The organism is Novosphingobium sp., assembly GCF_039595395.1.
Taxonomy (GTDB): domain Bacteria; phylum Pseudomonadota; class Alphaproteobacteria; order Sphingomonadales; family Sphingomonadaceae; genus Novosphingobium.
The window spans coordinates 2,688,991-2,711,539 of sequence record NZ_JBCNLP010000001.1; the positions used below are offsets into that span (position 1 = coordinate 2,688,991).

At 65.1% G+C, this 22,549-nt stretch carries 20 protein-coding genes and 1 pseudogene; 8 read left to right on the top strand and 13 right to left on the bottom strand.

Features of this window, described 5'->3' with window-relative positions:
- Positions 1-33: 33 nt before the first annotated feature.
- The 3 genes and pseudogenes from ABDW49_RS12460 to dusB all read right to left on the bottom strand — a co-directional run bounded on the left by ABDW49_RS12460 (position 34) and on the right by dusB (position 3,643).
- A pseudogene (locus ABDW49_RS12460) lies at positions 34-1,456 on the bottom strand (sigma-54 dependent transcriptional regulator).
- Between the two features lie 10 nt (positions 1,457-1,466).
- Positions 1,467-2,609: an ATP-binding protein gene (locus tag ABDW49_RS12465; protein WP_343612274.1), complete on the bottom strand. Its 1,143-nt coding sequence runs from the start codon at positions 2,607-2,609 to the stop codon at positions 1,467-1,469.
- 2 nt (positions 2,610-2,611) lie between these two features.
- On the bottom strand, positions 2,612-3,643 hold the full coding sequence (dusB, locus tag ABDW49_RS12470) for a tRNA dihydrouridine synthase DusB (protein ID WP_343612276.1): 1,032 nt from the start codon (positions 3,641-3,643) through the stop codon (positions 2,612-2,614).
- A gap of 77 nt (positions 3,644-3,720) precedes the next feature.
- Here dusB and ABDW49_RS12475 point away from each other — a divergent pair, with 77 nt between their 5' ends.
- The 3 genes from ABDW49_RS12475 to ABDW49_RS12485 are packed head-to-tail and all read left to right on the top strand — an operon-like array spanning position 3,721 to position 5,989.
- Positions 3,721-4,887, top strand: coding sequence for a bifunctional 2-C-methyl-D-erythritol 4-phosphate cytidylyltransferase/2-C-methyl-D-erythritol 2,4-cyclodiphosphate synthase (locus ABDW49_RS12475; RefSeq protein ID WP_343612278.1), 1,167 nt, complete (start codon positions 3,721-3,723; stop codon positions 4,885-4,887).
- Positions 4,884-5,450 carry a hypothetical protein gene (locus ABDW49_RS12480; protein ID WP_343612280.1) on the top strand — a complete coding sequence of 189 codons (567 nt, stop codon included), beginning with the start codon at positions 4,884-4,886 and terminating at the stop codon, positions 5,448-5,450. Before ABDW49_RS12475 ends, ABDW49_RS12480 begins: the two co-directional genes overlap by 4 nt.
- The gene (locus ABDW49_RS12485) at positions 5,447-5,989 is read left to right on the top strand and encodes a CinA family protein (RefSeq protein WP_343612282.1); all 543 of its coding nucleotides are present in this window, start codon (positions 5,447-5,449) and stop codon (positions 5,987-5,989) included. Before ABDW49_RS12480 ends, ABDW49_RS12485 begins: the two co-directional genes overlap by 4 nt.
- A 345-nt stretch (positions 5,990-6,334) precedes the next feature.
- Here the strand turns inward: ABDW49_RS12485 and ABDW49_RS12490 are convergent, their stop codons facing one another.
- Together ABDW49_RS12490 and lipA are read right to left on the bottom strand one after the other, a co-directional pair.
- On the bottom strand, positions 6,335-6,775 hold the full coding sequence (locus ABDW49_RS12490) for a type II toxin-antitoxin system RatA family toxin (protein ID WP_343612284.1): 441 nt from the start codon (positions 6,773-6,775) through the stop codon (positions 6,335-6,337).
- Between the two features lies 1 nt (position 6,776).
- Entirely contained in the window at positions 6,777-7,751 is a 975-nt protein-coding gene (gene lipA / locus ABDW49_RS12495) for a lipoyl synthase (RefSeq protein WP_343612285.1), read from the bottom strand.
- A gap of 143 nt (positions 7,752-7,894) precedes the next feature.
- Between lipA and ABDW49_RS12500 the strand changes: the two genes are divergently transcribed.
- The gene (locus tag ABDW49_RS12500) at positions 7,895-8,548 is read left to right on the top strand and encodes a carbonic anhydrase (protein ID WP_343612287.1); all 654 of its coding nucleotides are present in this window, start codon (positions 7,895-7,897) and stop codon (positions 8,546-8,548) included.
- Between the two features lie 259 nt (positions 8,549-8,807).
- Here ABDW49_RS12500 and ABDW49_RS12505 read toward each other — a convergent pair whose 3' ends face one another.
- Entirely contained in the window at positions 8,808-10,100 is a 1,293-nt protein-coding gene (locus ABDW49_RS12505; protein ID WP_343612288.1) for a hypothetical protein, read from the bottom strand.
- A 385-nt stretch (positions 10,101-10,485) separates the two neighbouring features.
- On the opposite strand from ABDW49_RS12505, the gene gyrA reads away from it, so the two are divergent.
- From gyrA to trmFO, 3 genes are read left to right on the top strand one after another with little or no spacing between them, the layout of a single operon-like run.
- Positions 10,486-13,188, top strand: a complete 2,703-nt coding sequence (gyrA, locus tag ABDW49_RS12510) for a DNA gyrase subunit A (protein WP_343614273.1) — start codon at positions 10,486-10,488, stop codon at positions 13,186-13,188.
- The gene (locus ABDW49_RS12515; RefSeq protein ID WP_343612290.1) at positions 13,185-13,538 is read left to right on the top strand and encodes a DUF952 domain-containing protein; all 354 of its coding nucleotides are present in this window, start codon (positions 13,185-13,187) and stop codon (positions 13,536-13,538) included. The genes gyrA and ABDW49_RS12515 overlap by 4 nt, the downstream gene beginning before the upstream one ends.
- A gap of 26 nt (positions 13,539-13,564) precedes the next feature.
- Positions 13,565-14,923, top strand: a complete 1,359-nt coding sequence (trmFO, locus tag ABDW49_RS12520; protein ID WP_343612292.1) for a methylenetetrahydrofolate--tRNA-(uracil(54)-C(5))-methyltransferase (FADH(2)-oxidizing) TrmFO — start codon at positions 13,565-13,567, stop codon at positions 14,921-14,923.
- 206 nt (positions 14,924-15,129) lie between these two features.
- Here trmFO and ABDW49_RS12525 read toward each other — a convergent pair whose 3' ends face one another.
- From ABDW49_RS12525 to ABDW49_RS12545, 5 genes are all read right to left on the bottom strand, one after another.
- On the bottom strand, positions 15,130-15,660 hold the full coding sequence (locus ABDW49_RS12525) for an EF-hand domain-containing protein (protein ID WP_343612294.1): 531 nt from the start codon (positions 15,658-15,660) through the stop codon (positions 15,130-15,132).
- A gap of 95 nt (positions 15,661-15,755) precedes the next feature.
- Positions 15,756-16,412 (bottom strand): hypothetical protein, encoded by a 657-nt coding sequence (locus ABDW49_RS12530; RefSeq protein WP_343612296.1) that lies wholly within the window; start codon positions 16,410-16,412, stop codon positions 15,756-15,758.
- A gap of 101 nt (positions 16,413-16,513) precedes the next feature.
- Positions 16,514-17,854 carry a pyruvate dehydrogenase complex E1 component subunit beta gene (locus ABDW49_RS12535; RefSeq protein WP_343612298.1) on the bottom strand — a complete coding sequence of 447 codons (1,341 nt, stop codon included), beginning with the start codon at positions 17,852-17,854 and terminating at the stop codon, positions 16,514-16,516.
- Position 17,855: 1 nt separating this feature from the next.
- The gene (gene pdhA, locus ABDW49_RS12540) at positions 17,856-18,929 is read right to left on the bottom strand and encodes a pyruvate dehydrogenase (acetyl-transferring) E1 component subunit alpha (RefSeq protein WP_343612299.1); all 1,074 of its coding nucleotides are present in this window, start codon (positions 18,927-18,929) and stop codon (positions 17,856-17,858) included.
- Positions 18,930-19,068: 139 nt separating this feature from the next.
- A complete protein-coding gene (locus ABDW49_RS12545; protein ID WP_343612300.1) occupies positions 19,069-19,353 on the bottom strand; it encodes a septum formation initiator in 285 nt (94 codons plus the stop codon).
- A gap of 262 nt (positions 19,354-19,615) precedes the next feature.
- Between ABDW49_RS12545 and ABDW49_RS12550 the strand changes: the two genes are divergently transcribed.
- Positions 19,616-20,023, top strand: a complete 408-nt coding sequence (locus ABDW49_RS12550; RefSeq protein WP_343612301.1) for a PilZ domain-containing protein — start codon at positions 19,616-19,618, stop codon at positions 20,021-20,023.
- A gap of 266 nt (positions 20,024-20,289) precedes the next feature.
- On the opposite strand, the gene ABDW49_RS12555 is transcribed toward ABDW49_RS12550, so the two are convergent.
- On the bottom strand, positions 20,290-21,003 hold the full coding sequence (locus tag ABDW49_RS12555; RefSeq protein WP_343612302.1) for a response regulator transcription factor: 714 nt from the start codon (positions 21,001-21,003) through the stop codon (positions 20,290-20,292).
- Entirely contained in the window at positions 21,000-22,541 is a 1,542-nt protein-coding gene (locus tag ABDW49_RS12560) for an ATP-binding protein (RefSeq protein ID WP_343612304.1), read from the bottom strand. The genes ABDW49_RS12555 and ABDW49_RS12560 overlap by 4 nt, the downstream gene beginning before the upstream one ends.
- Positions 22,542-22,549 lie beyond the last annotated feature (8 nt).

Genomic DNA, 22,549 nt, shown 5'->3' on the forward strand with positions numbered 1-22,549 from the left:
GTGCTTGCAAGAGGATTTGTGACACCATCCCGTTCAGGCACGCCGCCCGAGCGTTTCAGCGTCCACGTTCAACTCGCCCAGACGCTTGCGCAAGGTGTTGCGGTTGATGCCCAGCAACTGCGCCGCCCGAAGCTGATTGCCGCCCGTGGCACGCAGGATCTCGATAAACAGCGGGCGCTCGAAAGCGGCCAGAGCGCGGTCGTAAACCGTCCCCGGCTCGGGATTTTCCTGAGCCAGCCATTGTGTCACGCAACTTTCCAGATCGGAGGCCCGCGGCAAAGCGGGCACCACCTCCACCTCTTCGCGCGTGGGCGCGGTCAGCAGCGGGGTCAGGGCGGCGGCATCGATAATGTCCTCGCGCGCCAGCAGGGCGAGGCGATAGATGAAATTGCGCAACTCGCGCACATTGCCACGCCAGGGCTGGCGGGTCAGCAGATCGACGGCATCGGGTGCAAGCTGGCGACGCGGCAGGCCCTCGGCGGCGGCCAGGGTCAGGAAATGGCGGGCCAGCGCCTCGACATCATGCGCGCTCGCGCAGCGGCGGCAGGTTGATGGGCACGACATTGAGGCGATAGAACAGATCCTCGCGAAACTGCCCCGCCGCGATCATCGGCATCAGGTCGCGGTTGGTCGCCGCGATGATGCGCGTGTCGATCCGCACCTCGTCACGACCGCCCACGCGGCGGATCATGCCCGATTGCAGCGCGCGCAGCAGGCGGGTCTGGGCCTGCATCGGCATGTCACCGATCTCATCGAGGAACAGGGTGCCGCCCTCGGCCTGCTCGAACTTGCCGATGTTGCGGGCGACGGCCCCGGTGAAGGCGCCCTTCTCATGGCCGAACAGCTCGCTTTCGATCAGCTCGGCGGGGATCGCGGCGGTGTTGACGGCCACGAAAGGCCCGGCACGGCGATGGCCCAACTGATGGATCGCCTCGGCCACCAGTTCCTTGCCGGTGCCCGACTCGCCAAGGATCAGCACGGTCAGATCATTGCGCAAAACGCGGGTGATCATGCGATAGACCGCCTGCATCGAGGCGCTGCGCCCCACCAGCGGCAAGCCCTGCCCGGCATTCTCCTCCTCCAGCAGCCCGGCGGAAGAAGCAGCAGCCCCGGCCTGACGGACGGTACGCACCAGTTCGTCGATGTCAAAAGGCTTGGGGAAATATTCGAAGGCGTCGGTGTCGCTGGCGCGGACCGCCGTATCCAGCGTGTTCTGCGCCGAAAGGATGATCACCGGCATGTCGGGCCGCAGGGCGCGCACCCGGTCCAGCGACTCGATGCCATCGCCATCGGTCAGCATCACATCGGTGACCAGCGCGGCAAAGCGGCGCTCGGCCAGCAGGCGATCGCGCTCGGCGATGCTGTCGCAGCGGGCGACATTAAAGCCTTCCGCCTCCAGCGCGGCGGTGATCACGATGGCGATGGATTCGTCATCTTCAACCAGCAGAACGTTCATCAAGCGCCCATCACCCTATGCCCTGCCTCTTGAAAAAGCGCCATTTGCTGGAGCTTGGCGTGTCATCGATGGCGACGGGCAGATGGAGGCGGAAATGAGTCCAGCCCCCGGCCTCGTCGCGATCATGCGTGATGCGGCCGTTCATATCGCGCACCAGCTTGCGCACCAGCGCCAGACCCAGCCCCTGCCCGCTTTTCTTGCTGCTGACAAAGGGCTCGAAAATATGGTCGCGCATGGTCGGGTCGATGCCCGGCCCATTGTCGGAGACGCGCACCTCGATCGGCAGACGCACCGGGGAACCCTGCCCCGCCGAATGCAACTGCAACCCGCTGGCAAAGCGCGTGCGCACGATGATCCGCGCGCCTTCAGTCTTGCGACAGGCATCGCGGGCGTTGGAGAGCAGGTTGATCAGCACCTGCACCAGCCCATGCGCGCTGCCCAGCACCGAGGGCAGCGAGGGATCGAACTCCTCCTCGATGCGTAAAAGGTTTTGGGAGGGCGCGGTTTCCGAGGCGGCAGTGAGGATGGCGGCGGCGCGGCGGATCGCCTCATGCAGATTGCAGGGCGCGACCGGCTCGGTGGTGCGACGGCTGAGCGTCTGCATCTGGTCGATCAGCTTGGCGATGCGGTCGACCTCATCGGCGATCAGCAGGGTCATGGCGCGGTCCGCGCCCTCCACCTTGCGGCCCAGCAATTGCGCGGCGCCCTTGATGCCCGCCAGCGGATTCTTGATCTCATGGGCAAGGATTTCGGGCGCGCGCAGCACGCCTTCCTCATTGCCCGAGCCATTCTCGCGCATGGCATCGGCGGCAAAGGAATCGTGAAGCGTCATCACCAGCCAGCCGGGGAAATCCGCCACCGGGGCCGCCGTAATGTCGAGCCGCCTCACGCCATGGCCGACAAGCTGCACATCGATCTGCCGCGCCGACACCGGCGCATCGCCCTCGGCCAGACGGCGGGCGAGACGCGGCTCACCCACATCGAGCAGGCTGCCCAAAGCCTTGCCGACGAGGCGGCGGTTCGATTGCCCGAAAAACTGTTCCGCCGCCGGGTTGACCTGAGCGATCATCTGCCCCGGCGCCAGCACCACCACCGCCATGGGCAGGCTGAGCATCAGCTTGCGATGATCGGGCCCCTCCCCGGCTGCGACCACGTTTATGCGGCCTGCGCCGGCTGGTGGCCCTGCTCGATCAGCGGCATGTAGAATTCTTCCAGCGCCGCCTTCACCATATCGGGATCATCGAAGAAGTTGACCCGGTTGCGGAACTCCGCCGAGCCATGCAGGCCCTTGGTGTACCAGCCAAGATGCTTGCGGGCCAGATTGACGCCGGTGACGGTGCCGTAATGCTCCAGCATCAGCTCGTAATGCTCGCAAAGTACGGCATATTGTTCGGCCAGATCGGGGGCATCCTTGCGCTCGCCGGTCGCGAGCCAGTGCATCACCTGACCCAGCAGCCACGGGCGGCCATAGGCGCCGCGCCCGATCATCACGCCATCGGCGCCCGACTGCTCAACCGCCTTGGCGACATCCTCGATGGTGCAGATATCGCCATTGACGATAACGGGAATGTCCACCGCCTCGACAACAGTGCGCACGAAGGCCCAGTCTGCCTCGCCGCGATACATCTGGTTGCGGGTGCGGCCATGCACGGTGATCATCTTGGCGCCAAGATCCTGAGCGATGCGCGCCAGTTCGGGCGCGTTCAGGCTGTCATGGCACCAGCCCATCCGCATCTTGACCGTGACGGGCACATCGACGGCCTTCACCGTGGCCTCGATCAGGCGGGTGGCCAGCGGCAGGTCGCGCATCAGCGCGGAACCAGCATCGCCATTCACCACCTTTTTCACCGGGCAGCCCATGTTGATGTCGATGATCGCGGCGCCCTTGTCGGCGGAGAGCTTGGCCGCCTCGCCCATCTGTTCCGGCTCGCAGCCGACGAGCTGCATCGAGACTGGCTCTTCCGCCGGGTCCCAGGCCGCCTTCTGGATCGACTGGCGCGTTTCGCGGATCGCGGCGGGGCTGGCGATCATCTCGGTCACGTTCAGCCCGCTGCCATAGCGGCGCACCAGACGGCGCATCGGCAGGTCGGTCACCGCCGTCATCGGCGCCAGAACGACCGGAGAGTCGATCTGAACGGGGCCGATATGGATCGGCTTGAGAACGGGCGGGACGGGTGCGCTGCTCATAATCCGGGCTTTGCCTAAAAAACAGGCAGCGCATAGTGGATTGCGCGCCAAGCAGCAAGCGTTTACCCGCCCGCCGGATGACGAGCGAAGCGAATCTCTCAGGAGTAGCGGCTCTGGTGGTCGCAGCCGGGCAAGGCTTGCGCGCCGGACAGCCTGTGCCCAAGCAATTCGCGCCATGGCGCGGCAAGCCGGTTCTGCGGCATTCGGTCGAGGCGCTGGCGGCAGCGGGCATCACCCCGATCATCGTGGCCATCCCCGAAGGCGCCGAAGAGATCGCCCGCGCCTGCGTGGCCGGGATCGACGGCGTGCGCTTTATCACCGGGGGCGAGACCCGCCAGCAATCGGTCCGTTTCGGGCTGGAAGCGATGCAGGGCGATTGGCCCCGTCTGGTGCTGATCCATGATGCCGCCCGCCCGATCCTGCCCCGCGCGGTGATCGACAGGCTGGTCGAGGCGCTGGATCGCTTCCCCGGCGCCATCCCCGTGCTGCCCGTGGTGGACAGCCTGTGCCATGCGGAAAGCGATCCGCGCGGCGTAAAAATGGGCGCTCCGGCACGGCGTGAAGCCTTGCGCCGGGTGCAGACACCGCAGGCCTTTAACTATAATGACATTCTTGCGGCGCATCAGGCTTGGGCGGACACGCCCATCGCCGGCGACGATGCCCAGGTGGCGCAGGCCCATGGGCTCGACGTGGCGCTGGTCGATGGAGATGAGATCTTGCACAAACTGACCTATGCCAGCGATTTCGGGGACGGCGAGACACGTCCGCCCGTCCGCATGGGCACCGGCTATGACGTCCACCGGCTGGAGGATGGCGAGGAACTGTGGCTCTGCGGCGTGAAGATCGAGCATCATCAGGGGCTCTCGGGCCATAGCGATGCCGATGTGGCGATCCATGCGCTGGTCGATGCCCTGCTGGGCGCGGTGGCGCTGGGCGATATCGGCAAGCATTTCCCGCCCAGCGACATGCAGTGGAAGGGCGCCTCCAGCGACCAGTTCCTCGCCCATGCGATGAAGCTGGTGCGCGAGGCTGGTTACCAGCTCGGCAATGTCGATGTGACGATCATCTGCGAGGCGCCCAAGATCGGCCCGCATCGCGATGCCATGCAGACGCGTCTGGCGCAGATCATGGAAGTGCCCGAGGCGCTGGTCAGCGTAAAGGCCACCACCACCGAGAAGCTGGGCTTCACCGGGCGCGGCGAAGGCATCGCCTGTCAGGCCGCCGCCGTGGTGGTGCGCGCATGAAGGCGCTGGCGACAGGGAGGCGGGTCAGCAAGCGCCCCTTCTGCGCCCTGTCCGCCGCGCTGCTGGTGCTGGTGCCGGGTCTGGCCCGCGCCGCTGAGCCGCCCTGCATCACCCCGCATGAGTTCAATGCGCTCTCCACCTACGCCCTGCCCAATGCGCTGAGCGCGACGGCGCAGCGCTGCTCGGCCAGCCTGCCGCCCGACGCTTTCCTCAAGACCGGCGGGCCCGCGATGATCGCGCGCTATGCCGCCGGCAAGCCCGAGGCATGGCCCGGTGCCCGCAACGTCTTTCTGAAACTGTCCTCGGGCCAGCAGGGCCCGGTTGGCGACATGCTTCGCGCCATGCCCGATCCCCAGCTTCAGCAGATGGCCGATGCCTTCATTCAGGGGCTGGTCGTCGAGAAAATTCCCGCCGAGCGTTGCAGCAGCCTCGACAACATGCTGCGCCTGCTCTCCCCGCTGCCCGCGCAAAGCACGGCAGACATCATCGGCCTTGCCATCGGTCTGGGTTCGCAGACCGGACAGGCAAGGATCGGAAAGATCCAGATCTGCAACAAACCATGACAGACACCCTCCTTCCCGCCGACATCGTGGCGCTGGCCCAGCAGGTCATCGACGAAAACCGGGCCGCAGGCCGCAAGGTCGCGCTGGCCGAAAGCTGCACCGGCGGCCTGGTCTGCGCCGCCCTGACCGAGATCGCCGGATCATCGGCGGTGGTCGACAGCGGCTTCATCACCTATTCCAACGCTGCCAAGCACCGCCAGCTCGGCGTGCCGCATGACATCATCGACACCTTCGGCGCTGTCTCGGTGGCCTGCGCCTGGGCGATGGCTCAGGGCGCGCTCAAGCATTCGGACGCCGATGTGGCGGTGGCGATCAGTGGTATTGCCGGGCCCGATGGCGGCTCGCCGCAAAAGCCGGTCGGGCTGGTGGTCTTCGCCAAGGCCGAGCGCGGCGGCACCGATGTCGTGGCCGAAGAGCGCCACTTCACCCCCACCAGCCGCGCCAGCGTGCGCGCCGATGCCGCTCGCGTAGCGCTGGAACTGCTGCTGCCGCCCCGCACCGAGGACCCGGCCGAGCCCGCTGGGGATTACGCCATCTGATATAATGTCCGGAATGGCCGGTTGCGGCCATTCCGGACCAATCGTTCCGACGCGCTGAGGATCAGCCGAAATTGCCAGCCTTGAGGCGATAGGCGGTGTAGATCAGAAACACGACCAGAACGGTGCCGAAGATCGCGATCTGACGCAGGATGCGCTGCTTCTTTTCTTGCGGACTCATGAGGGGATATCTCTCCGTTCTGCTGGGCGCTATCGCTTTGATGCAGCCGCTGCTTAGTCGTTCAGATCGTTGAAAATTGTTCTTTTCCGACAACTTTCACAACAAAGCCGGCCGGGCTCTGGACCCAGCCAGCTTTGCTTTAACCCTGTGGACGGCGCAGGCCGGCGTCAGACAGCCGGAGCGCCGTAAAGATCGGCGGCGCGGGCCTCGAAGGCCTCGACCATCTTGCGGAAAGCGCGGTCGAAATACTGGCCCGCGATGCTTTCGAACAAGGCGTTGCGGAAGCTGAAGGTCACGTTGAAATCCAGCTCGCACCCGCCGTCGACGTCACGAAACTCCCAGCGGTTGTCGAGATCGCGCATCGGCCCATCCACATAGTGGACGGTGATGATGTTGGGACGCTCCTTCACCACCTTGCTGGTGAACTTCTCGCGCAGCATCTTGAAGCCGACCAGCATGTCCGCGATCATCTCATTCCCGTCGTCGCTGCGCACGCGGGTGGCGACCACCCAGGGCAGGAATTCGCCATAGCGCGCGACATCGGCGACCAGATCGAACATCTGCTGGGCGCTGTAAGGCATGCGCCGCACTTCATGAATGCCCGGCATGTTACTTGGTGCCCGCCAGCACGGCCTGAGCCGCCTTCTTGGCCAGTTGAGCCTCACGCGCGGCGCGCATCTGGGCGAAATCCTCACCCGCATGATACGACGAGCGGGTCAGCGGGCTGGCCGCCACCTGCAGGAAGCCCTTCGCACGGGCAATCGCGCCATAGGCGGCGAAAGCCTTCGGGGTGACGAATTCCTTCACCTCGGCATGCTTGGGCGTGGGGCGCAGATACTGGCCCATGGTCAGGAAATCGATGCCAGCGCTGCGCATGTCGTCCATCACCTGATGGACCTCCAGACGCTCCTCACCCAGACCCAGCATCACGCCGCTCTTGGTGAAGATCAGCGGATTGTGGCGCTTCACCTCTTCCAGCAGGCGCAGCGAGGCGTAGTAGCGCGCGCCGGGGCGGATGGTGGGATAGAGGCGGGGCACCGTCTCCAGATTGTGGTTGTAGACGTCCGGACCGGCCTCGACGATGGCTTCCACCGCGCGATGCATCTTGTTGCGGAAGTCCGGCGTCAGGATCTCGATGGTGGTGTTGGGCGTGTTCTTGCGCAGCTCGTTGATGACCTTCACGAACTGGCTGGCGCCGCCGTCGGGCAGATCGTCACGATCGACCGAGGTGATGACGATATGCTCCAGCCCCAGCTTGGCGGCGGCCTCGGCGACATGCGCGGGCTCGAGCGGATCGACCTTGCGCGGCATGCCGGTCTTCACATTGCAGAAGGCGCAGGCGCGGGTGCAGACATCGCCCAGGATCATCACCGTGGCGTGCTTCTTGGTCCAGCATTCGCCGATGTTCGGGCAGGCTGCCTCTTCGCACACCGTGTTCAGGCTCAGCTCGCGCATCAGGTCGCGGGTCTTGCCATATTCCTTGCTGACCGGAGCCTTCACGCGGATCCAGTCGGGCTTGCGCTGGATGGCGGGGCGGTCAGATGTCTGGTCGGCGGGCTGAGGCGCGGTGGAAAGGTCGTTCATGTGTGCCAGATAGGCGCATGACCGCCGCCTTGCCAGTGGAAAAGCGTCGTAAGACTTGCGCGCAATGCATGTCTGCTTGCACCAAGGGGCATGAATGACGCCGCCTCTTGCGCGGCGACGCCTTCGAGGCATAAAAAGCGCGCATGAGCACGGATGCCAAGCCCCCCCTCGACCGCCTTCTGGCAGGATACCGCCGCTTTCGCGAATCGGGCTGGACGCCCCACCGCGACCGTTGGCAGCAACTTGGCGAGGGCCAGCAGCCCGAAGTCATGGTCATCGCCTGTTCCGACAGCCGCGTGGACCCCTCGCAGATCTTCGACGTCGATCCCGGCGAGATTTTCGTGGTGCGCAATGTCGCCGCCATGGTGCCCCCCTTCGAAACCACGCCCGGCCATCACGGCGTCTCCGCCGCCCTCGAATTCGCGGTGCAGGTGCTGAAGGTGAAAGAGGTGCTGGTGCTGGGCCACGGCCTGTGCGGCGGCTGCAAGGCGGCGCTGACCCAGGAACTGCATGGCGCCGAGCCCGGCAAGGGCGGCTTTATCGCCAACTGGATCGCCATGCTGGATGAAGCGCGCGAGCCGGTGGTCGCCCAATACGGCACCAAGGGCCGCGAGGCCGAGCGCGCAATGGAACTGGCCGGGGTGAAGGTCAGCCTCAGCAACCTGCGCAGCTTCCCCTGCGTGCAGGCCAAGGAAGCCAGCGGCGAACTGACGCTGCGTGGTGCGTTCTTCGCCATTTCGGATGGCGTTTTGCATGTGCTGGATGAAGAGACGGGCGAGTTTTCTCCGGCGAGTTAAGGACAAAAAGGGAATGCGAGGGCCATCGCCCTCGCGCTCCCGTTAATGTCTACGTTGCGCATAGGGTTCGGCGTTGTGCCCAGCTTGCCGCGCCGCAGGCTTTCAAACGAGAAAAGGCGCCGAGGCATGAACTGCCTGCGGCGCCTTTTTCGTGCGCTGGTGGAGAGTTCACGCGCACCGAAGCGGCGCCACTGTACTCTCGCCGGGAGACGTTATGGGAGCGCGAGGGGGTAACCCCCTCGCACTTTCCCCTTCAATCTTACTTCCCGCCAGCCTTGTTGGCCACCTGCACCAGCCACAGCTGAGCGATACCCTGACGCGGCCCTTCGACAGCCGAGAAGGCAGCCTTGGCACCGGCATAGTCGCCAGCGTCATACAGGGCGATGCCCAGACGGGTGTTGAGCAGCGCCTTGTCGGCATCCGGGCGCGCCAGAGCCAGCTTGTAGATCTCGGCAGCCTTGGCGGCCTGACCGAAGCCCAGATAGGCGTCGCCCGTACCGGCGATCAGCGTGGTCTTGGCATTGGCGCCGCGCGCGCTCTTTTCGAGATCGGGCAGAGCAGCGCGGTCCGAAGCCATACGGCCCGAAGCGATACGCACCGCGTCAGCCACGAAAGGCGTCGCCGCCTTCAGCTTGCCGGCGGCAATGCCCTTGTCGGCAGCGGCCTTGACCTCGGCGGGGTTGCGGATCGGGTCGGCCGCCTCGATGTAATCGAGGTAGTCACGCTCGTTCAGCAGCGCGTCGAGGCGCGACTGCAGGCGCAGCACATCCAGCGTCTCGGGCAGGCCATACTTGTGCGTGTCGCGGATCACGGCCGCGGCAAGCTGCCAGTTGGCGGGGGTGCCATAGTCCTGCGCCAGACCGGTGGCGAAGAACGTGCCGTAATCGGCGTTCATCGAATCCTCGGAACCGCCCAGACCGCGGCGATACCAGGCTTCGTCCACCTTCACGCCGCTGGCGCGGGCATGCTCGATCACGGTCTTCAGGGCAGCCAGACCCTCGGGGATCTTCTTTTCCTGGAAATAGGTGTCGGCGGCCAGAATCTCGAGCTGCACGTCCTTGTAACCGGCGGCCTGAGCGGCGGCGACGCGGGCGCGCACATCGGCGAAGTCCTTGGCGTCATAGGCGAACTGCGCGGCATAGACGTTCAGCTTGCCGACCATGTCAGCCGGGGCCTTGCCGCTGTCCAGCTCGAGCAGGATGCCCTTGCGCTGCAGGGCGGTGTCCTTGGCGGCCAGACCGATGGCCACGACCAGACCGCCGGCGCCGAACTTGTCGTCAGGCGACTTGGCGGCGGCGATCAGCGGATCGACCTGCTTGACCAGATCGGGCACCGAGGCGGGATTGTCCTTGGCCTTGGTGACGGCGGTCTGCAGCGGGCTGGCCACGGCCAGGAAGCCGGGGGTGTACTGCGCGGCGCCGCTGGCGGCCTTCTCCTTCGCGAAGGCAGGCGCGGCCAGGCCGAGCGAGGACACCACGCCCAGCGACAGAGCGGCGGCCATGGCGACACGCGCGAGGAGCGGTCCACGCTGGCGCGAGCTGGTCCGGTTCATGCATTCAACTCCTGTTATGCCCCCGGCCCCGCACCTTGCGCGGCAGGGAAAAATCCTTGGTGCAAAATCCGCAAAGACCTTGCGTGTTCCGTTTTAGTGCAAGGGATTCGCCAGATTGGCAACCGTGGAATATATGGGGCGACGCGACTGAACCGCATTTGAACCCGCCCCGCCGCACATGCCCATCGCCCCGCCGCATGCTTGGAGCATATGAGCCCATGCAGATCATGGGCTTGTGGAAAAACGCCCGCCAATTCAGGGCATCATGACCACAGTGCTGGCCTTGGCGCCCAACCTGCCCTAGAGCGGTCTATCGACCGTCCTGATCAACAGAGCGAAAACAAACCGCGTGAGCGAAACAACCCTGACCGACCCTGCGAACCCCATGGGCGAATTCACCCGCGTCGACATCGTCGACGAGATGAAGACGAGCTATCTCGATTACGCGATGAGCGTGATCGTGGGGCGCGCCCTCCCCGATGTGCGCGACGGGTTGAAGCCTGTGCATCGCCGCATCCTTTGGACCTGCCACGAAAACGGCTTCACCTCGGGCAAGGCCTATCGCAAGTCGGCGCGTATCGTCGGTGACGCCATGGGTAAGTATCACCCCCATGGTGACTCGGCGATCTATGACGCGCTGGCGCGCATGACGCAGGACTGGTCGATGCGCCTGCCGCTGATCGACGGCCAGGGCAACTTCGGCAGCATGGACCCCGATCCGCCGGCCTCGATGCGTTACACCGAGGCGCGTCTGGCCAAGGTGGCCGACAGCCTGCTGGCCGATATCGACAAGAACACCGTCGATTTCGCCGACAACTACGACGGGTCGGAGAGCGAGCCGCAGGCCCTGCCCGCGCGCTTCCCCAATCTGCTGGTCAATGGCGCGGGCGGCATCGCCGTCGGCATGGCCACCAACATCCCGCCGCACAATCTGGGCGAGGTGATCGACGGTTGCCTCGCCACGATGGAAAACCCGGCCATCACCACCGATGAGCTGATGCAGATCATCCCCGGCCCCGATTTCCCCACCGCGCCGCTGATCCTGGGTCAGGGCGGGGCGCGCAATGCCTACAACACCGGGCGCGGCTCGATCCTGATGCGCGCGCGTCACGAGATCGAGACGGGCCGTGGCGACCGCCGCTCGATCGTGCTGACCTCGATCCCCTATCAGGTCGGCAAGAACGGTCTGGTCGAGAAGATCGCCGAAGCCGCCAAGGACAAGCGGATCGAAGGCATCAGCGACATCCGCGACGAGTCGAACCGCGAGGGCGTGCGCGTCGTCGTGGATCTGAAGCGCGATGCCACGCCCGAGGTGGTGCTCAACCAGATCTGGCGCAACACCCCCGCCCAGTCCTCCTTCCCGGCGAACATGCTGGCGATCCGTGGCGGCCGTCCGGAGGTGCTGGGCCTCAAGGACATCATCACCAGCTTCATCAGCTTCCGTGAAGAGGTCATCACCCGCCGCACCAAGTTCGAGCTGAACAAGGCGCGCGACCGGGCGCATATCTTGCTGGGTCTGGTGATCGCCGTCACCAATCTGGACGAGGTCGTCCGCATCATCCGCGGCGCCCCCAACCCCGCCGCCGCCCGCACCGCGCTGCTGACGCGCGAATGGCCCATGGGCGAGATCGCCTCCTACATCCGCCTGGTCGAGGCCATCGAGGAGGGTTCGGACGAGCTTTCGGCGCCCACCTATCGCCTGTCGGAAATTCAGGTGAAGGCCATTCTGGACCTGCGCCTGCATCGCCTGACCGCGCTGGGCCGCGACGAAATCGGCGACGAGCTGCAGCAGCTGGCCGATGCCATCGCCGAATATCTCTCGATTCTGGCCGACCGCGTGAAGCTCTATGGCATCATGCGTGAGGAGCTGGTGGCGGTGAAAGCGCAGTTCGCCACGCCCCGCAAGTCCGAGATCGTGCCCGCAGGCGACAGCATCGACGACGAAGACCTGATCGAGCGCGACGAGATGGTCGTGACCGTCACCATGGACGGCTACATCAAGCGCACGCCGCTCAGCACCTTCCGCGCTCAGGCGCGTGGCGGCAAGGGCCGCGCGGGCATGGCCACCAAGGATGAGGATGCCGTGGCGACGATGTTCGTCACCACCACCCACAATCCGGTGCTGTTCTTCTCGACCGCCGGCAAGGTCTATCGTCTCAAGGTCTATCGCCTGCCCGAGGGTGGGCCGGCCACGCGCGGTCGCCCGATCGTCAATCTGCTGCCCGCGCTCGATCAGGGCGAGACAATCCAGACCGTGCTGCCGCTGCCCGAGGATGAAGCGGCATGGGGCGACCTCTCGGTCGTCTTCGCTACCGCCAAGGGCAATGTGCGCCGCAACAGCATGGACGCCTTCGCCAACATTCCGTCCAATGGCAAATTCGCCATGCGCTTCGACGATGAGGATGAGGATCGCCTGATCGGCGTCGCCCTGCTCGACTCGGGTGACGATGTGCTGCTGGCCTCGCGTCAGGGCAAGGCAATCCGCTTTGCCGCCGATGAGGTTCGCGAGTTCACCTCGCGCACCTCGACCGGCGTGCGCGGCATGGCACTGAAGGGCGAGGATGAGGTCGTCTCGCTCTCGATCCTCAAGCGCGTCGGCGCCACGCCGGAAGAGCGCGAGGATTACCTGCGCTTCGCCCCGTGGAAGGGCGAGAAGGAAGGCGAACCCACGCTGACCGCCGAGCGCTACGCCTATCTGGCCGAGAACGAGCAGTTCATCCTGACCGTCTGCGCCAATGGCTATGGCAAGCTGTCCTCGGCCTATGAGTATCGCCGCACCGGTCGCGGCGGTCAGGGCATCACCAACATCGACAACATCGCCCGAAACGGGCTTGTCGTCGCCAGCTTCCCGACGGTTCAGGCCGAGCAACTGATGCTGGTGACCGATCAGGCCAAGCTGATCCGCCTGCCGCTGACGACCCTGCGCGTCATCGGTCGCGGCAGCGCGGGCGTGCGCCTGTTCAATGTCGCCGATCAGGAGCATGTCGTTTCGGCGGTGCGTCTGGCCGAAGAGGAAGAAGAGGGCGATGAGGTTGAAGCCACCGCTTCGCCCGCGCCCGAAGCTTCCGAAGGCGGCGCGGAGGCGTGAGCACCCTGCCCGGCATCGCCTGGAAGATCCTGACCGGTCCCCAATGGGCGGAGCTGTCCGAAAAGGGCAGTTTCGCCGGGGCGCCGGTCGATCTGGCCGATGGCTATATCCATCTTTCGGCGCAGGATCAGGTGGCGGGCACGCTGGCCAAATGGTTCGCCGGGCAGGATGATCTCTACCTCGCCGCCGTCGATCTGACGGCGCTGGGCGACACGGTGAAGTGGGAAGAGGCGCGCGGCGGCGCCCTTTTCCCGCATATCTACGGCCCGCTACCGCTCTCCGCCGTGGTGGCGCATGGGGCCCTGCAACGGACCGCTGAAGGCGAACCAATCCTGCCAAACTTGCCCTGAGCCTCGGCTTGGGGCAAAGGCGCCCCATGACCTCTGACACTTCTTACGACGTTCACATCATCGGCGGCGGCCTCGCGGGCAGCGAGGCGGCATGGCAACTGGCGAAGCGCGGCTTTCGCGTGCGCCTCTCCGAAATGCGCGGCACCGGAGAACGCAGCCCCGCCCATCAGACCGACAATCTGGCCGAGCTGGTCTGCTCCAACTCGCTGCGCTCGGACGATGACACGTCGAACGCCGTGGGCCTGCTGCATCACGAGATGCGCGCCTGCGACTCGCTGATCATGGCCGCCGCCGACAAGGCCCGTGTACCCGCCGGCAGCGCGCTGGCCGTGGACCGCGAGGTCTTTTCCCACGCCATCGAGGAAGCGCTGACCAGCCAGCCCACGCTGACACTGGTGCGCGAACGCATCGACACCCTGCCGCAAGCAGGCCTGACCATCGTCGCCACCGGCCCGCTGACAGCGGCCTCGCTGGCCACCAGCATCGGCGGCGCGACGGGCGCGGACAGCCTCGCCTTCTTCGACGCCATCGCCCCCATCGTCTACCACGAGTCCATCGATATGGACGTGGCCTGGATGGCCGCCCGCTGGGACAAGGGTGGCAAGGATTACGTGAACTGCCCGATGGACAAGGACCAGTACCTCGCCTTCCGCGAGGAGCTTCTGGCCGGCGACAAGACCGTCTTCAAGGAATGGGAGTCCAACACCCCCTATTTCGACGGCTGCATGCCCATCGAGGTGATGGCCGAACGCGGCGAGGACACGCTCCGCTTCGGCCCGATGAAACCCGTTGGCCTCGACAATCCCCGCACCGGCCGCTGGCCCTATGCCGTGGTCCAGCTGCGCCAGGACAATGTGCTGGGCACGCTGTGGAACATCGTCGGCTTCCAGACCAAGCTGAAATACGCCGAGCAGCAGCGCATCTTCCGCATGATCCCCGGCCTTGAGAACGCCGAATTCGCGCGCTTCGGCGGTCTGCACCGCAACACCTTCCTCAACTCGCCCACGCTGCTGGACCGCCAGATGCGCCTGAAATCGGCGCCGCATATCCGCTTCGCCGGGCAGATCACCGGCTGCGAGGGCTATGTGGAGAGCGCCAGCGTCGGCATGCTGGTCGGCATCATGACCGCCTGCGAACTGGCCGGTCGCGACTTTGTGAGCCCCCCCGCAACGACTGCTCTGGGCGCGCTGCTGGCCCATATCACCGGCGACGCCGAGGCCGAGACCTATCAGCCGATGAACATCAACTTCGGCCTGTTCCCACCCGTCGATCCCAAGACGCCCGAAGGCCGCAAGCGCAAGAAGCCCGAGCGGAAGGTGGCGTATACGGAGCGGGCCAAGGAGGATCTGGCGGCGTGGTTGCCCGGATCAGGGGCAGAAGGGTAAAAAGGGAAATGCGAGGGGGTTACCCCCTCGCGCTCCCATGACTGTCTGCGTTGCGCTTCGGGTTCAGCCATAGAACAACGTCGCAGCGCCGCAGGCTTTCATTCCCTACGGGGCAGAGAGGTTATGCGCCAGGATCGGGCGCCCCCTGCCCTTGCGTCGGGAGACGTAACGGGAGTTTGAGGGCCTAAGGCCCTCAAGTTTCTCTCCTAATCTTCTTCCTCCGCCGAAGGCGCAGTGCTGCACGAACACTGCATCGCCTTGGCCGCCGCCCGCTGCGCCTTCGCCGCCTCCTGCGCCGCGTAAAAAGCGTTCAGCTCATCGCGCGAAATGATCCCATCACCATCGCGATCCACTGCCTTGAACCGCTCGGAGGTCTTCACCGCCCATTCCTCGAAAGTCAGCAGATTGTCGTGGTTGGTGTCCAGCTTCTGGAAGGCCTTCACGCGGGTGGAGAGCATCTCGACGCGGGTGATCTTGCCATCGCGGTTGCGGTCGAAGCGGTTGAAGCGCCGTTCCTCGAGCGATTGCTTGGGACGCTTCTTGGTTTTGAGATCAGGCAGCCCCGGCCCGCGGCCATGCGAATCGGCACTGGGCAATTCCAGAGGCGCCTCGGCATGGCTTCCGGATAGATCGGGCGGCGGAGCGCCGCGCTCGACCTCCGCGCGGCCCTGCCACCAGAAAAAGCCCGCGCCCGCCAGCAACAGCGCAGACACCGCCCCCAAAGCGATCCGGTTCATCCCAGCCCCTCTTCAACCAGAGAGGGCAGACTAGAGCATCATGCGAAAAAGTGGGAACCGGTTTTTCGCATCAACGATGCGACAGCAAAAACGCCCTACATACCGAAAATGCCAAACCGCATGGCAGACAGCAGCGCCATGGGAGAGGCCGCATCCCCCCCCTTGCTCTCACGCCGCGCCAGCCCGTGCAGCACGGTGAGCGGGCGCATCGCCTTGGGCAGACGCCAGGCCTTCCAGTCCAGCGCCGCCACCTTGGCCATGGCGGCCTCGCGCTCGGCGGGATCGCCCAGATGGCTGGCCAGATCCATCGCCGCCCAGCAGTGGGTCATGGGGGCGATGCGGTCATGGGCCACGCCCAGAACCCGCACCAGGGCTTCCACGCCCGCCACCCGGCCCTGTGTCAAAGCCTCCAGCGCCGCGCCGCCGTCCCATTCGTCCAGCAGCACTTCCCAGCCATCAACCAGCGGCACGAGGCCCTTGGCATGCTCGCCCCAGCCCTTCAGCATCGCCAGCAGAGGCTCGCCCTTGGGCCATGTCGCGGGGTCGGCGTTCAGGCGGTCGCGCCACCAGGCCAGCTTCATCTGGCCCAGCATGGGCTCGCGCGCGGCACGCACCACGCCCGCCAGACGCACATCCAGCGCCAGAAAGGAGAGCCACGCCTCACGCGCCTCGCGCGGGGCATAGGCCAGCGCCAGACGCCATGGCGGCGGCAGTGTCTCAAGCTGCGTATCAAGCTGGGATATATCGCTCATGCCCGCGCCCATACAGCAGATCGGGGGCAAGGACAGCCCCATCAAAAAGGGCGCCCCGGTCAGACCGGAGCGCCCCTCTTGTTCACACCCGAAGGCGAAGATCAGCGATAGGTGACCTTCTTGACGCCAGCCACGATGCGCGAGGCATCGATCAGCGCGGCCTTTTCGAGGTTGTTGGCATAAGGCAGCGGCACGTCCTCGTTGCAGACGCGGACCACCGGAGCGTCCAGATCGTCGAAGCCGTCTTCCATCGCGATGGCCGCGATTTCCGAAGCGATCGAGCAGGTCGGCCAGCCTTCTTCGGCCACCACGATGCGGTTGGTCTTCTTGAGCGAAGCCAGCACCGTCTCCTTGTCGAGCGGGCGCAGCGTGCGCAGATCGATCACCTCGGCATCGATGCCTTCGGCGGCCAGCGTCTCGGCGGCTTCGAGGGCCAGGCCCACGCCGATCGAGTAGCTGACGATCGTCACGTCCTTGCCTTCGCGCATCACGCGGGCCTTGCCGATGGGCAGAACGTGGTCGTCCAGCTCGGGCAGCTCGAACGAACGGCCATAGATCAGCTCGTTCTCAAGGAACACGACCGGATCCTCGCTACGGATGGCGGCCTTGAGCAGGCCCTTGGCATCCGAAGCGTCGTAAGGCGCGATCACGATCAGGCCGGGGACGTTGGCGTACCACGGGCCATAGTTCTGCGAGTGCTGCGCACCCACGCGGCTGGCAGCGCCGTTGGGACCACGGAACACGACCGGGCAACGCATCTGGCCGCCCGACATGTAGTTGGTCTTGGCCGCCGAGTTGATGATGTGGTCAATCGCCTGCATGGCGAAGTTGAACGTCATGAACTCGACGATGGGGCGCAACCCGCCCATGGCGGCACCGGTGCCGATGCCGGCAAAGCCGTATTCGGTGATCGGCGTGTCGATCACGCGCTTGGGGCCGAATTCCTCCAGCAGACCCTGCGTGACCTTGTAGGCGCCCTGATACTGGGCGACTTCCTCGCCCATCACGAAGACGCGCGGATCACGGCGCATTTCCTCGGCCATGGCGTCACGCAGAGCCTCGCGCACGGTCGAGGTCTTCATGTTGGTGCCATGGGGGATTTCGGGCTTGGCGGGCGCCTTGGGGGCAACCGGAGCAGCCGCCACGGCGGCGGGCGCCGGGGCAGCAGCGGCGGGCGCGGAAGCAGCGGGAGCCGCCACATCGCCCTCGCCGATCACGGCGATCACGGTGCCGACCTTCACGCCTTCGGTGCCTTCGGCGACCACGATCTTGCCGATCGTGCCTTCGTCGACGGCCTCGAATTCCATGGTGGCCTTGTCGGTTTCGATCTCGGCGAGGATATCGCCGGACTTGACCTCATCGCCTTCCTTGACCAGCCAGCGCGCCAGCTTGCCCTCTTCCATGGTGGGCGACAGCGCGGGCATCTTCAGTTCGATTGCCATCTCAATAGGTCTCCACCAGAACGTCGGTATACAGTTCAGACAGCTCCGGCTCGGGCGAGCTTTCGGCGAAATCGGCGGATTCCGACACGATCTGACGGATCTTCTTGTCGATCTCCTTCAGCTTGTCTTCCGACACGCCGCGCTTGATCAGTTCGGCCTTGGCACCCTCGATCGGGTCGTGATGGTCGCGCATGTCCTGCACTTCCTCACGGCTGCGATACTTGGCCGGGTCCGACATGGAGTGGCCGCGATAGCGATAGGTGTTGAGCTCCATCAGCACCGGGCCATTGCCGGCGCGGACATATTCCACTGCCAGATTGGCCGCCGCGCGCACTTCCAGAACGTCATTGCCGTTCACATTCATGCCGGGGATGGTGAAGGCCGCGCCGCGCTTGTGGAAATGGGTTTCGGCCGAGGAACGCTTCACAGCGGTGCCCATGGCGTACTGGTTGTTTTCCACCACGAAGATGATCGGCAGCTTCCAGAGAGCGGCCATATTGAAGCTCTCATAGACCTGGCCCTGGTTGGCCGCGCCGTCGCCGAAGTAGGAGACGCACAGGCCGCCATCTTCATTGTACTGGTGACCGAAAGCCAGACCCGCGCCCAGCGAAACCTGCGCGCCCACGATGCCGTGGCCGCCGTAGAACTTGTGGCTGGTGCTGAACATGTGCATCGAGCCGCCCTTGCCGCGGCTGATGCCAGCCTCGCGGCCGGTCAGCTCGGCCATGATGACCTTGGGATCGATGCCATAGGCCAGCATGTGGCCGTGATCGCGATAGCCGGTGATGACGCTGTCATGACCCTCTTGCAGGGCCGACTGGATGCCCACGGCAACCGCTTCCTGGCCGATGTAGAGGTGGCAGAAGCCGCCGATCAGGCCCAGACCGTAGAGCTGGCCGGCACGCTCTTCAAAGCGGCGGATCAGCACCATCTGTTCGTAGAAGTGCAGCAGCTCCTCGTCCGAAGCGGCATAGAGCCGGTTGGCTTCGTAAGCCTGCTGAAGATGATCGAGCCCGTCGGTGCCGGTGGCATCAGCGGCGGGCGAAGCGTTTTGGGTTTTGCCGGTTCTGGCCAAGACGAAGTTCCCCAATGGAAGGCCGGTTTTCACGACCGTCTATAGGCGCAGAGTCTGCGCCCGGAAACACTCGAATACGAAATTTGGGGCGAAGGGCAAGGCCTACCGCGCATAGGCCCATACGGATGCATAGTAGACTTTAGTGCACCATCATGATGACGTCGTCGGGATGCGCCACATTCAGGTTGCGGCGCAGCAATTCACCGGCCAGATCGGGGTCGGTGTGACGCGGATCGAGCAGGGTGACGCGGTTCTGAAGCTCATTGCGCTGCAGCGTAAGCAGTTTGATGCGCTGCTGCCTTTCGGCCAAAGCGTGGTGATTTTCGCTCCAGGCGAGCAAACCGCTGGGCCCCGCGACCGACCAGGCCAGCATGCACAACAGACAGCCAAGCGCCAACCACTGGATCATGGTTTCCTTGGCCATCCGGTGCCTGTTGCGGACTGTCGTCATAAGAATCACTAGAATCACAGTTGATTCGCCGATTCAAGCGGTTTCGCAGTTTTTCCGCAATCTAAAACGCTCCGCCCCCCGGAAATGCGCCGAATCGTTGTCCCGGCGCGAAGGGCTTATGTAAATTTGCAGGGTTCACCCGACAATCCTTGCTTAGCCGCGAGGATCTACACGATTGCATCAACCTCCGGGCGCGACTCTGGCGCATCCGGATCGACGCGATAGGCCAGCCACCATGAGCGACCCGGAAAAGCCCAGGACGGAAAGACGCCACAGCTTTCGCGACAGCCTGCTGCTCGGCGCACGCTGCCTCATCCATGATCAGGGTGGCGAAGGCGGGGTGGAAATCACGGTCAAGCTGCGCAACATCTCGGCGCAGGGAGTGATGGCCGAAGCGCCGCGCGTGCCAGCGAAAGACGCCCGGATCTCGATCGAACTGCGCAATCTTGGCTGGGTGGAGGGGCGCGTTGCCTGGGTGCAGGACAATCGCTTCGGCATTCTTTTCGCCGCGCAGATCGACCCGAGCCGGGTCCGCCATGCCCCCGTCGAAGCGCAGGCCGCCCCCGCACCGATGACCCGCCGCCCGCTGGGTGTGCGACTGCGCCAGATCGGCGCCATGCCCAACGCGCTTCGCCGGGTCTGAGCCACAGCTCCACCCGCAAGGGAGGGCAGCTCGCGACAGGCCGAAAATGCCTATGGTCTTTTTAGGTGTGCCCTGCCGGGGAAACCCATATTTCGGCCAACGGAGCAAAAGAACACAACATCCATCCACCGGGTCTTACCCGATGTCGATGCACCTGCATGGCCGCCCTCTGTTTCATCCTATCCCTAAGCGATTCACGGGCGGCCATCTTTACCTGAACCACCCGTAAACTTGCGCTTCAGGCCTCGGGCGAAGCCTCACACGCCTTAAGCCTCGGGCGATGCCTCGCCCGAATCCGGCACCGCCATCAGGCGATAACCAACGCCCGGTTCGGTGACGATCAGCCTGGGCTCGGAAGGGTTGGCTTCCAGCTTCTGGCGCAGCATGCCCATATAGACGCGCAGATACTGCGGATCGGCCTCGCTGCGGCCCCAGCCCGCCGCCAGCAGGCGCCTTTGCGTCACCACCTGCCCCGCGCTCTGCGCCAGCGTGCGCAGCAGATTGTACTCCTTGGGCGACAGGCGCAGCGTCTCGCCGCGCAGCGTCACCACGCGGGTCGCGAAATCGATATGCAGCGGATCGGCGTCGAAGGTTTCCAGCGGCTTGACCAGCGCCTCGCGCCGCCGCAGCGATGAGCGCACGCGGGCCAGCAGCTCGCCCAGCACGAAAGGCTTGTCGACGTAATCGTCGGCGCCCTCATCCAGCGCGGCGATCTTCTCGCCCTCCTGATGGCGGGCCGAGATCACGATGATCGGCGTGGTCGATGTGGCGCGGATCGCGCGGATCACATCCTTGCCGTCCATGTCGGGCAGGCCCAGATCGAGCAGCACCACATCGGGGTCTTCCAATGCGAAGCTGGCCAGGGCGGCGGTGCCGTCGCTGGCAACGGTGACGGCATGGCCCACGGCCTTCAGCACGGGGCGAAGCGCGTTCACAATGGCGGGCTCATCATCGACAAGCAGGATATGGCCGGAAGTCATGCGTTTGTCTGGTCTGGCTCACTATGGGCGATGGGCAGGCAAATGGTGATGCAAGTGCCTTTGCCGTCGCGCAAGGGGGATGAAAGTTCGATCGTTCCGTCAGAGGCTTTCACGAAACCGCGCGCAATGGCAAGCCCCAGCCCTGTGCCGCGTGGTGCGCCATCGTCGCGGCGCACACGATAGAAGCGCTCGAAGACGTGGCCCTGCTCGGCCGGAGGCACGCCGATCCCCTCGTCGCTGATGGCGATGGCGCACATGGTTCCCTGCTCGCGGCAGGTGATCTCCACAGTGGTGCCGAAGGGGCTGTAACGACAGGCATTCTGGATCACATTGGTGAGCACCAGATCATAGAGCGTCGCATCCGCCACGATCGAAACCTCCCCATCGGGAGCGTTGAGAGCGAAGCGATGCTCGGTGTCGATTCTGGCCTGCCGCGCCACAACATTACGAATCATTTCTACCGCCGGAAGCACGCTGCGCGACAGGCCACCGGGGCCGCCCTCAAGCCTTGTCATCTGCAGCAGATTGGTGGTGAGATGGTTGAGCCGGTCCGATTCCTCGACAATGCCGCTCAGCAGGCCATGCGATGTTTCGGGGTCGAAATGCTCGCCATAGGTCAGCAGGCTGGCTGCCGCCGTGTTGATCGCGGTCAGTGGCGAGCGCAGATCATGGCTGACCGAGGAGAGCAGCGCGCTTTTCAATTCCTCGGCGCGGGCGGCGGCATGGGCTTCGGCCAGACGGTCGGCGAGATAGATGCGTTCAAGCGCCAGCGCCGTCATGCGCGCCAGCGCCAGCATAAAGTCGTGATCGAGCAGCACCCCTTCGGGCCGACGCGCCAGCAGCACGCCCAGCGTCTGGGGGCCTGCCGCCAGCGGAAAGGCGGACATGGCCCCATCCTCAAGCCAGTCCTGCCCCGAGGCCAGCGCCTGATGCATCAGGGCGCTTTCGCCGCCCTCGGGCTGCCCGGCGGCCAGCGAAATGCCTTGCAGCGCCACGGCAATGCCGGTCTGGGCCTCAACCCCGTCATGGAGCGCCAGGGTCACATCGCGAACGCTGCCCGCGCGCTGCAGGCCTCTGCTGGCCTCCAGCAGGGCCTCAAGCTGGATGTTGCGCTGACGGACCTGCCGCGTCTCATCCTTGAGCCGCCCCGAGAGCAGGCCCGAAATCATCGCACTGAAGGTGAAAATCAGGGGTGTGGTGATGTCATTGGCGCGGGTGAAGCTCAGCTCCCATTTGGGTTCGCCAATAAAGAAGTCGAAACCCAGCGCACCGACGGCAGCGCAGATCAGCGCCACCCCCAGCCCATACAGCGCGCCGATCACGGTGATGACCATCACGAAGATCAGGCTGATATAGCCCTCTTCCAGCACGCCATCGAGTTCGACACCAAAGGCCGAGGCGACGATCAGCAGGCTGAAACCCCAGGCCAGTTGGCGCGGGGCGATATGATACCATGCCGGGGAGGGCGTGAAAGGCGACGGAGCAGGCTCGACCATGCCGCGGCTTGTTTCAGAAGCGACGCTTGTCGGCAAGGCCATGCGCCCCC

Coding starts and splice junctions, on each gene's coding strand:
- dusB (WP_343612276.1), bottom strand. CDS start 3,643: ATGAGCAGCGCACCCGTCCCGCCCGTTCTCAAGCCGATCCATATCGGC.
- ABDW49_RS12475 (WP_343612278.1), top strand. CDS start 3,721: ATGACGAGCGAAGCGAATCTCTCAGGAGTAGCGGCTCTGGTGGTCGCA.
- ABDW49_RS12480 (WP_343612280.1), top strand. CDS start 4,884: ATGAAGGCGCTGGCGACAGGGAGGCGGGTCAGCAAGCGCCCCTTCTGC.
- ABDW49_RS12485 (WP_343612282.1), top strand. CDS start 5,447: ATGACAGACACCCTCCTTCCCGCCGACATCGTGGCGCTGGCCCAGCAG.
- ABDW49_RS12490 (WP_343612284.1), bottom strand. CDS start 6,775: ATGCCGGGCATTCATGAAGTGCGGCGCATGCCTTACAGCGCCCAGCAG.
- lipA (WP_343612285.1), bottom strand. CDS start 7,751: ATGAACGACCTTTCCACCGCGCCTCAGCCCGCCGACCAGACATCTGAC.
- ABDW49_RS12500 (WP_343612287.1), top strand. CDS start 7,895: ATGAGCACGGATGCCAAGCCCCCCCTCGACCGCCTTCTGGCAGGATAC.
- ABDW49_RS12505 (WP_343612288.1), bottom strand. CDS start 10,100: ATGAACCGGACCAGCTCGCGCCAGCGTGGACCGCTCCTCGCGCGTGTC.
- gyrA (WP_343614273.1), top strand. CDS start 10,486: ATGGGCGAATTCACCCGCGTCGACATCGTCGACGAGATGAAGACGAGC.
- trmFO (WP_343612292.1), top strand. CDS start 13,565: ATGACCTCTGACACTTCTTACGACGTTCACATCATCGGCGGCGGCCTC.
- ABDW49_RS12525 (WP_343612294.1), bottom strand. CDS start 15,660: ATGAACCGGATCGCTTTGGGGGCGGTGTCTGCGCTGTTGCTGGCGGGC.
- ABDW49_RS12530 (WP_343612296.1), bottom strand. CDS start 16,412: ATGAGCGATATATCCCAGCTTGATACGCAGCTTGAGACACTGCCGCCG.
- ABDW49_RS12535 (WP_343612298.1), bottom strand. CDS start 17,854: ATGGCAATCGAACTGAAGATGCCCGCGCTGTCGCCCACCATGGAAGAG.
- ABDW49_RS12545 (WP_343612300.1), bottom strand. CDS start 19,353: ATGGCCAAGGAAACCATGATCCAGTGGTTGGCGCTTGGCTGTCTGTTG.
- ABDW49_RS12550 (WP_343612301.1), top strand. CDS start 19,616: ATGAGCGACCCGGAAAAGCCCAGGACGGAAAGACGCCACAGCTTTCGC.
- ABDW49_RS12555 (WP_343612302.1), bottom strand. CDS start 21,003: ATGACTTCCGGCCATATCCTGCTTGTCGATGATGAGCCCGCCATTGTG.
- ABDW49_RS12560 (WP_343612304.1), bottom strand. CDS start 22,541: ATGGCCTTGCCGACAAGCGTCGCTTCTGAAACAAGCCGCGGCATGGTC.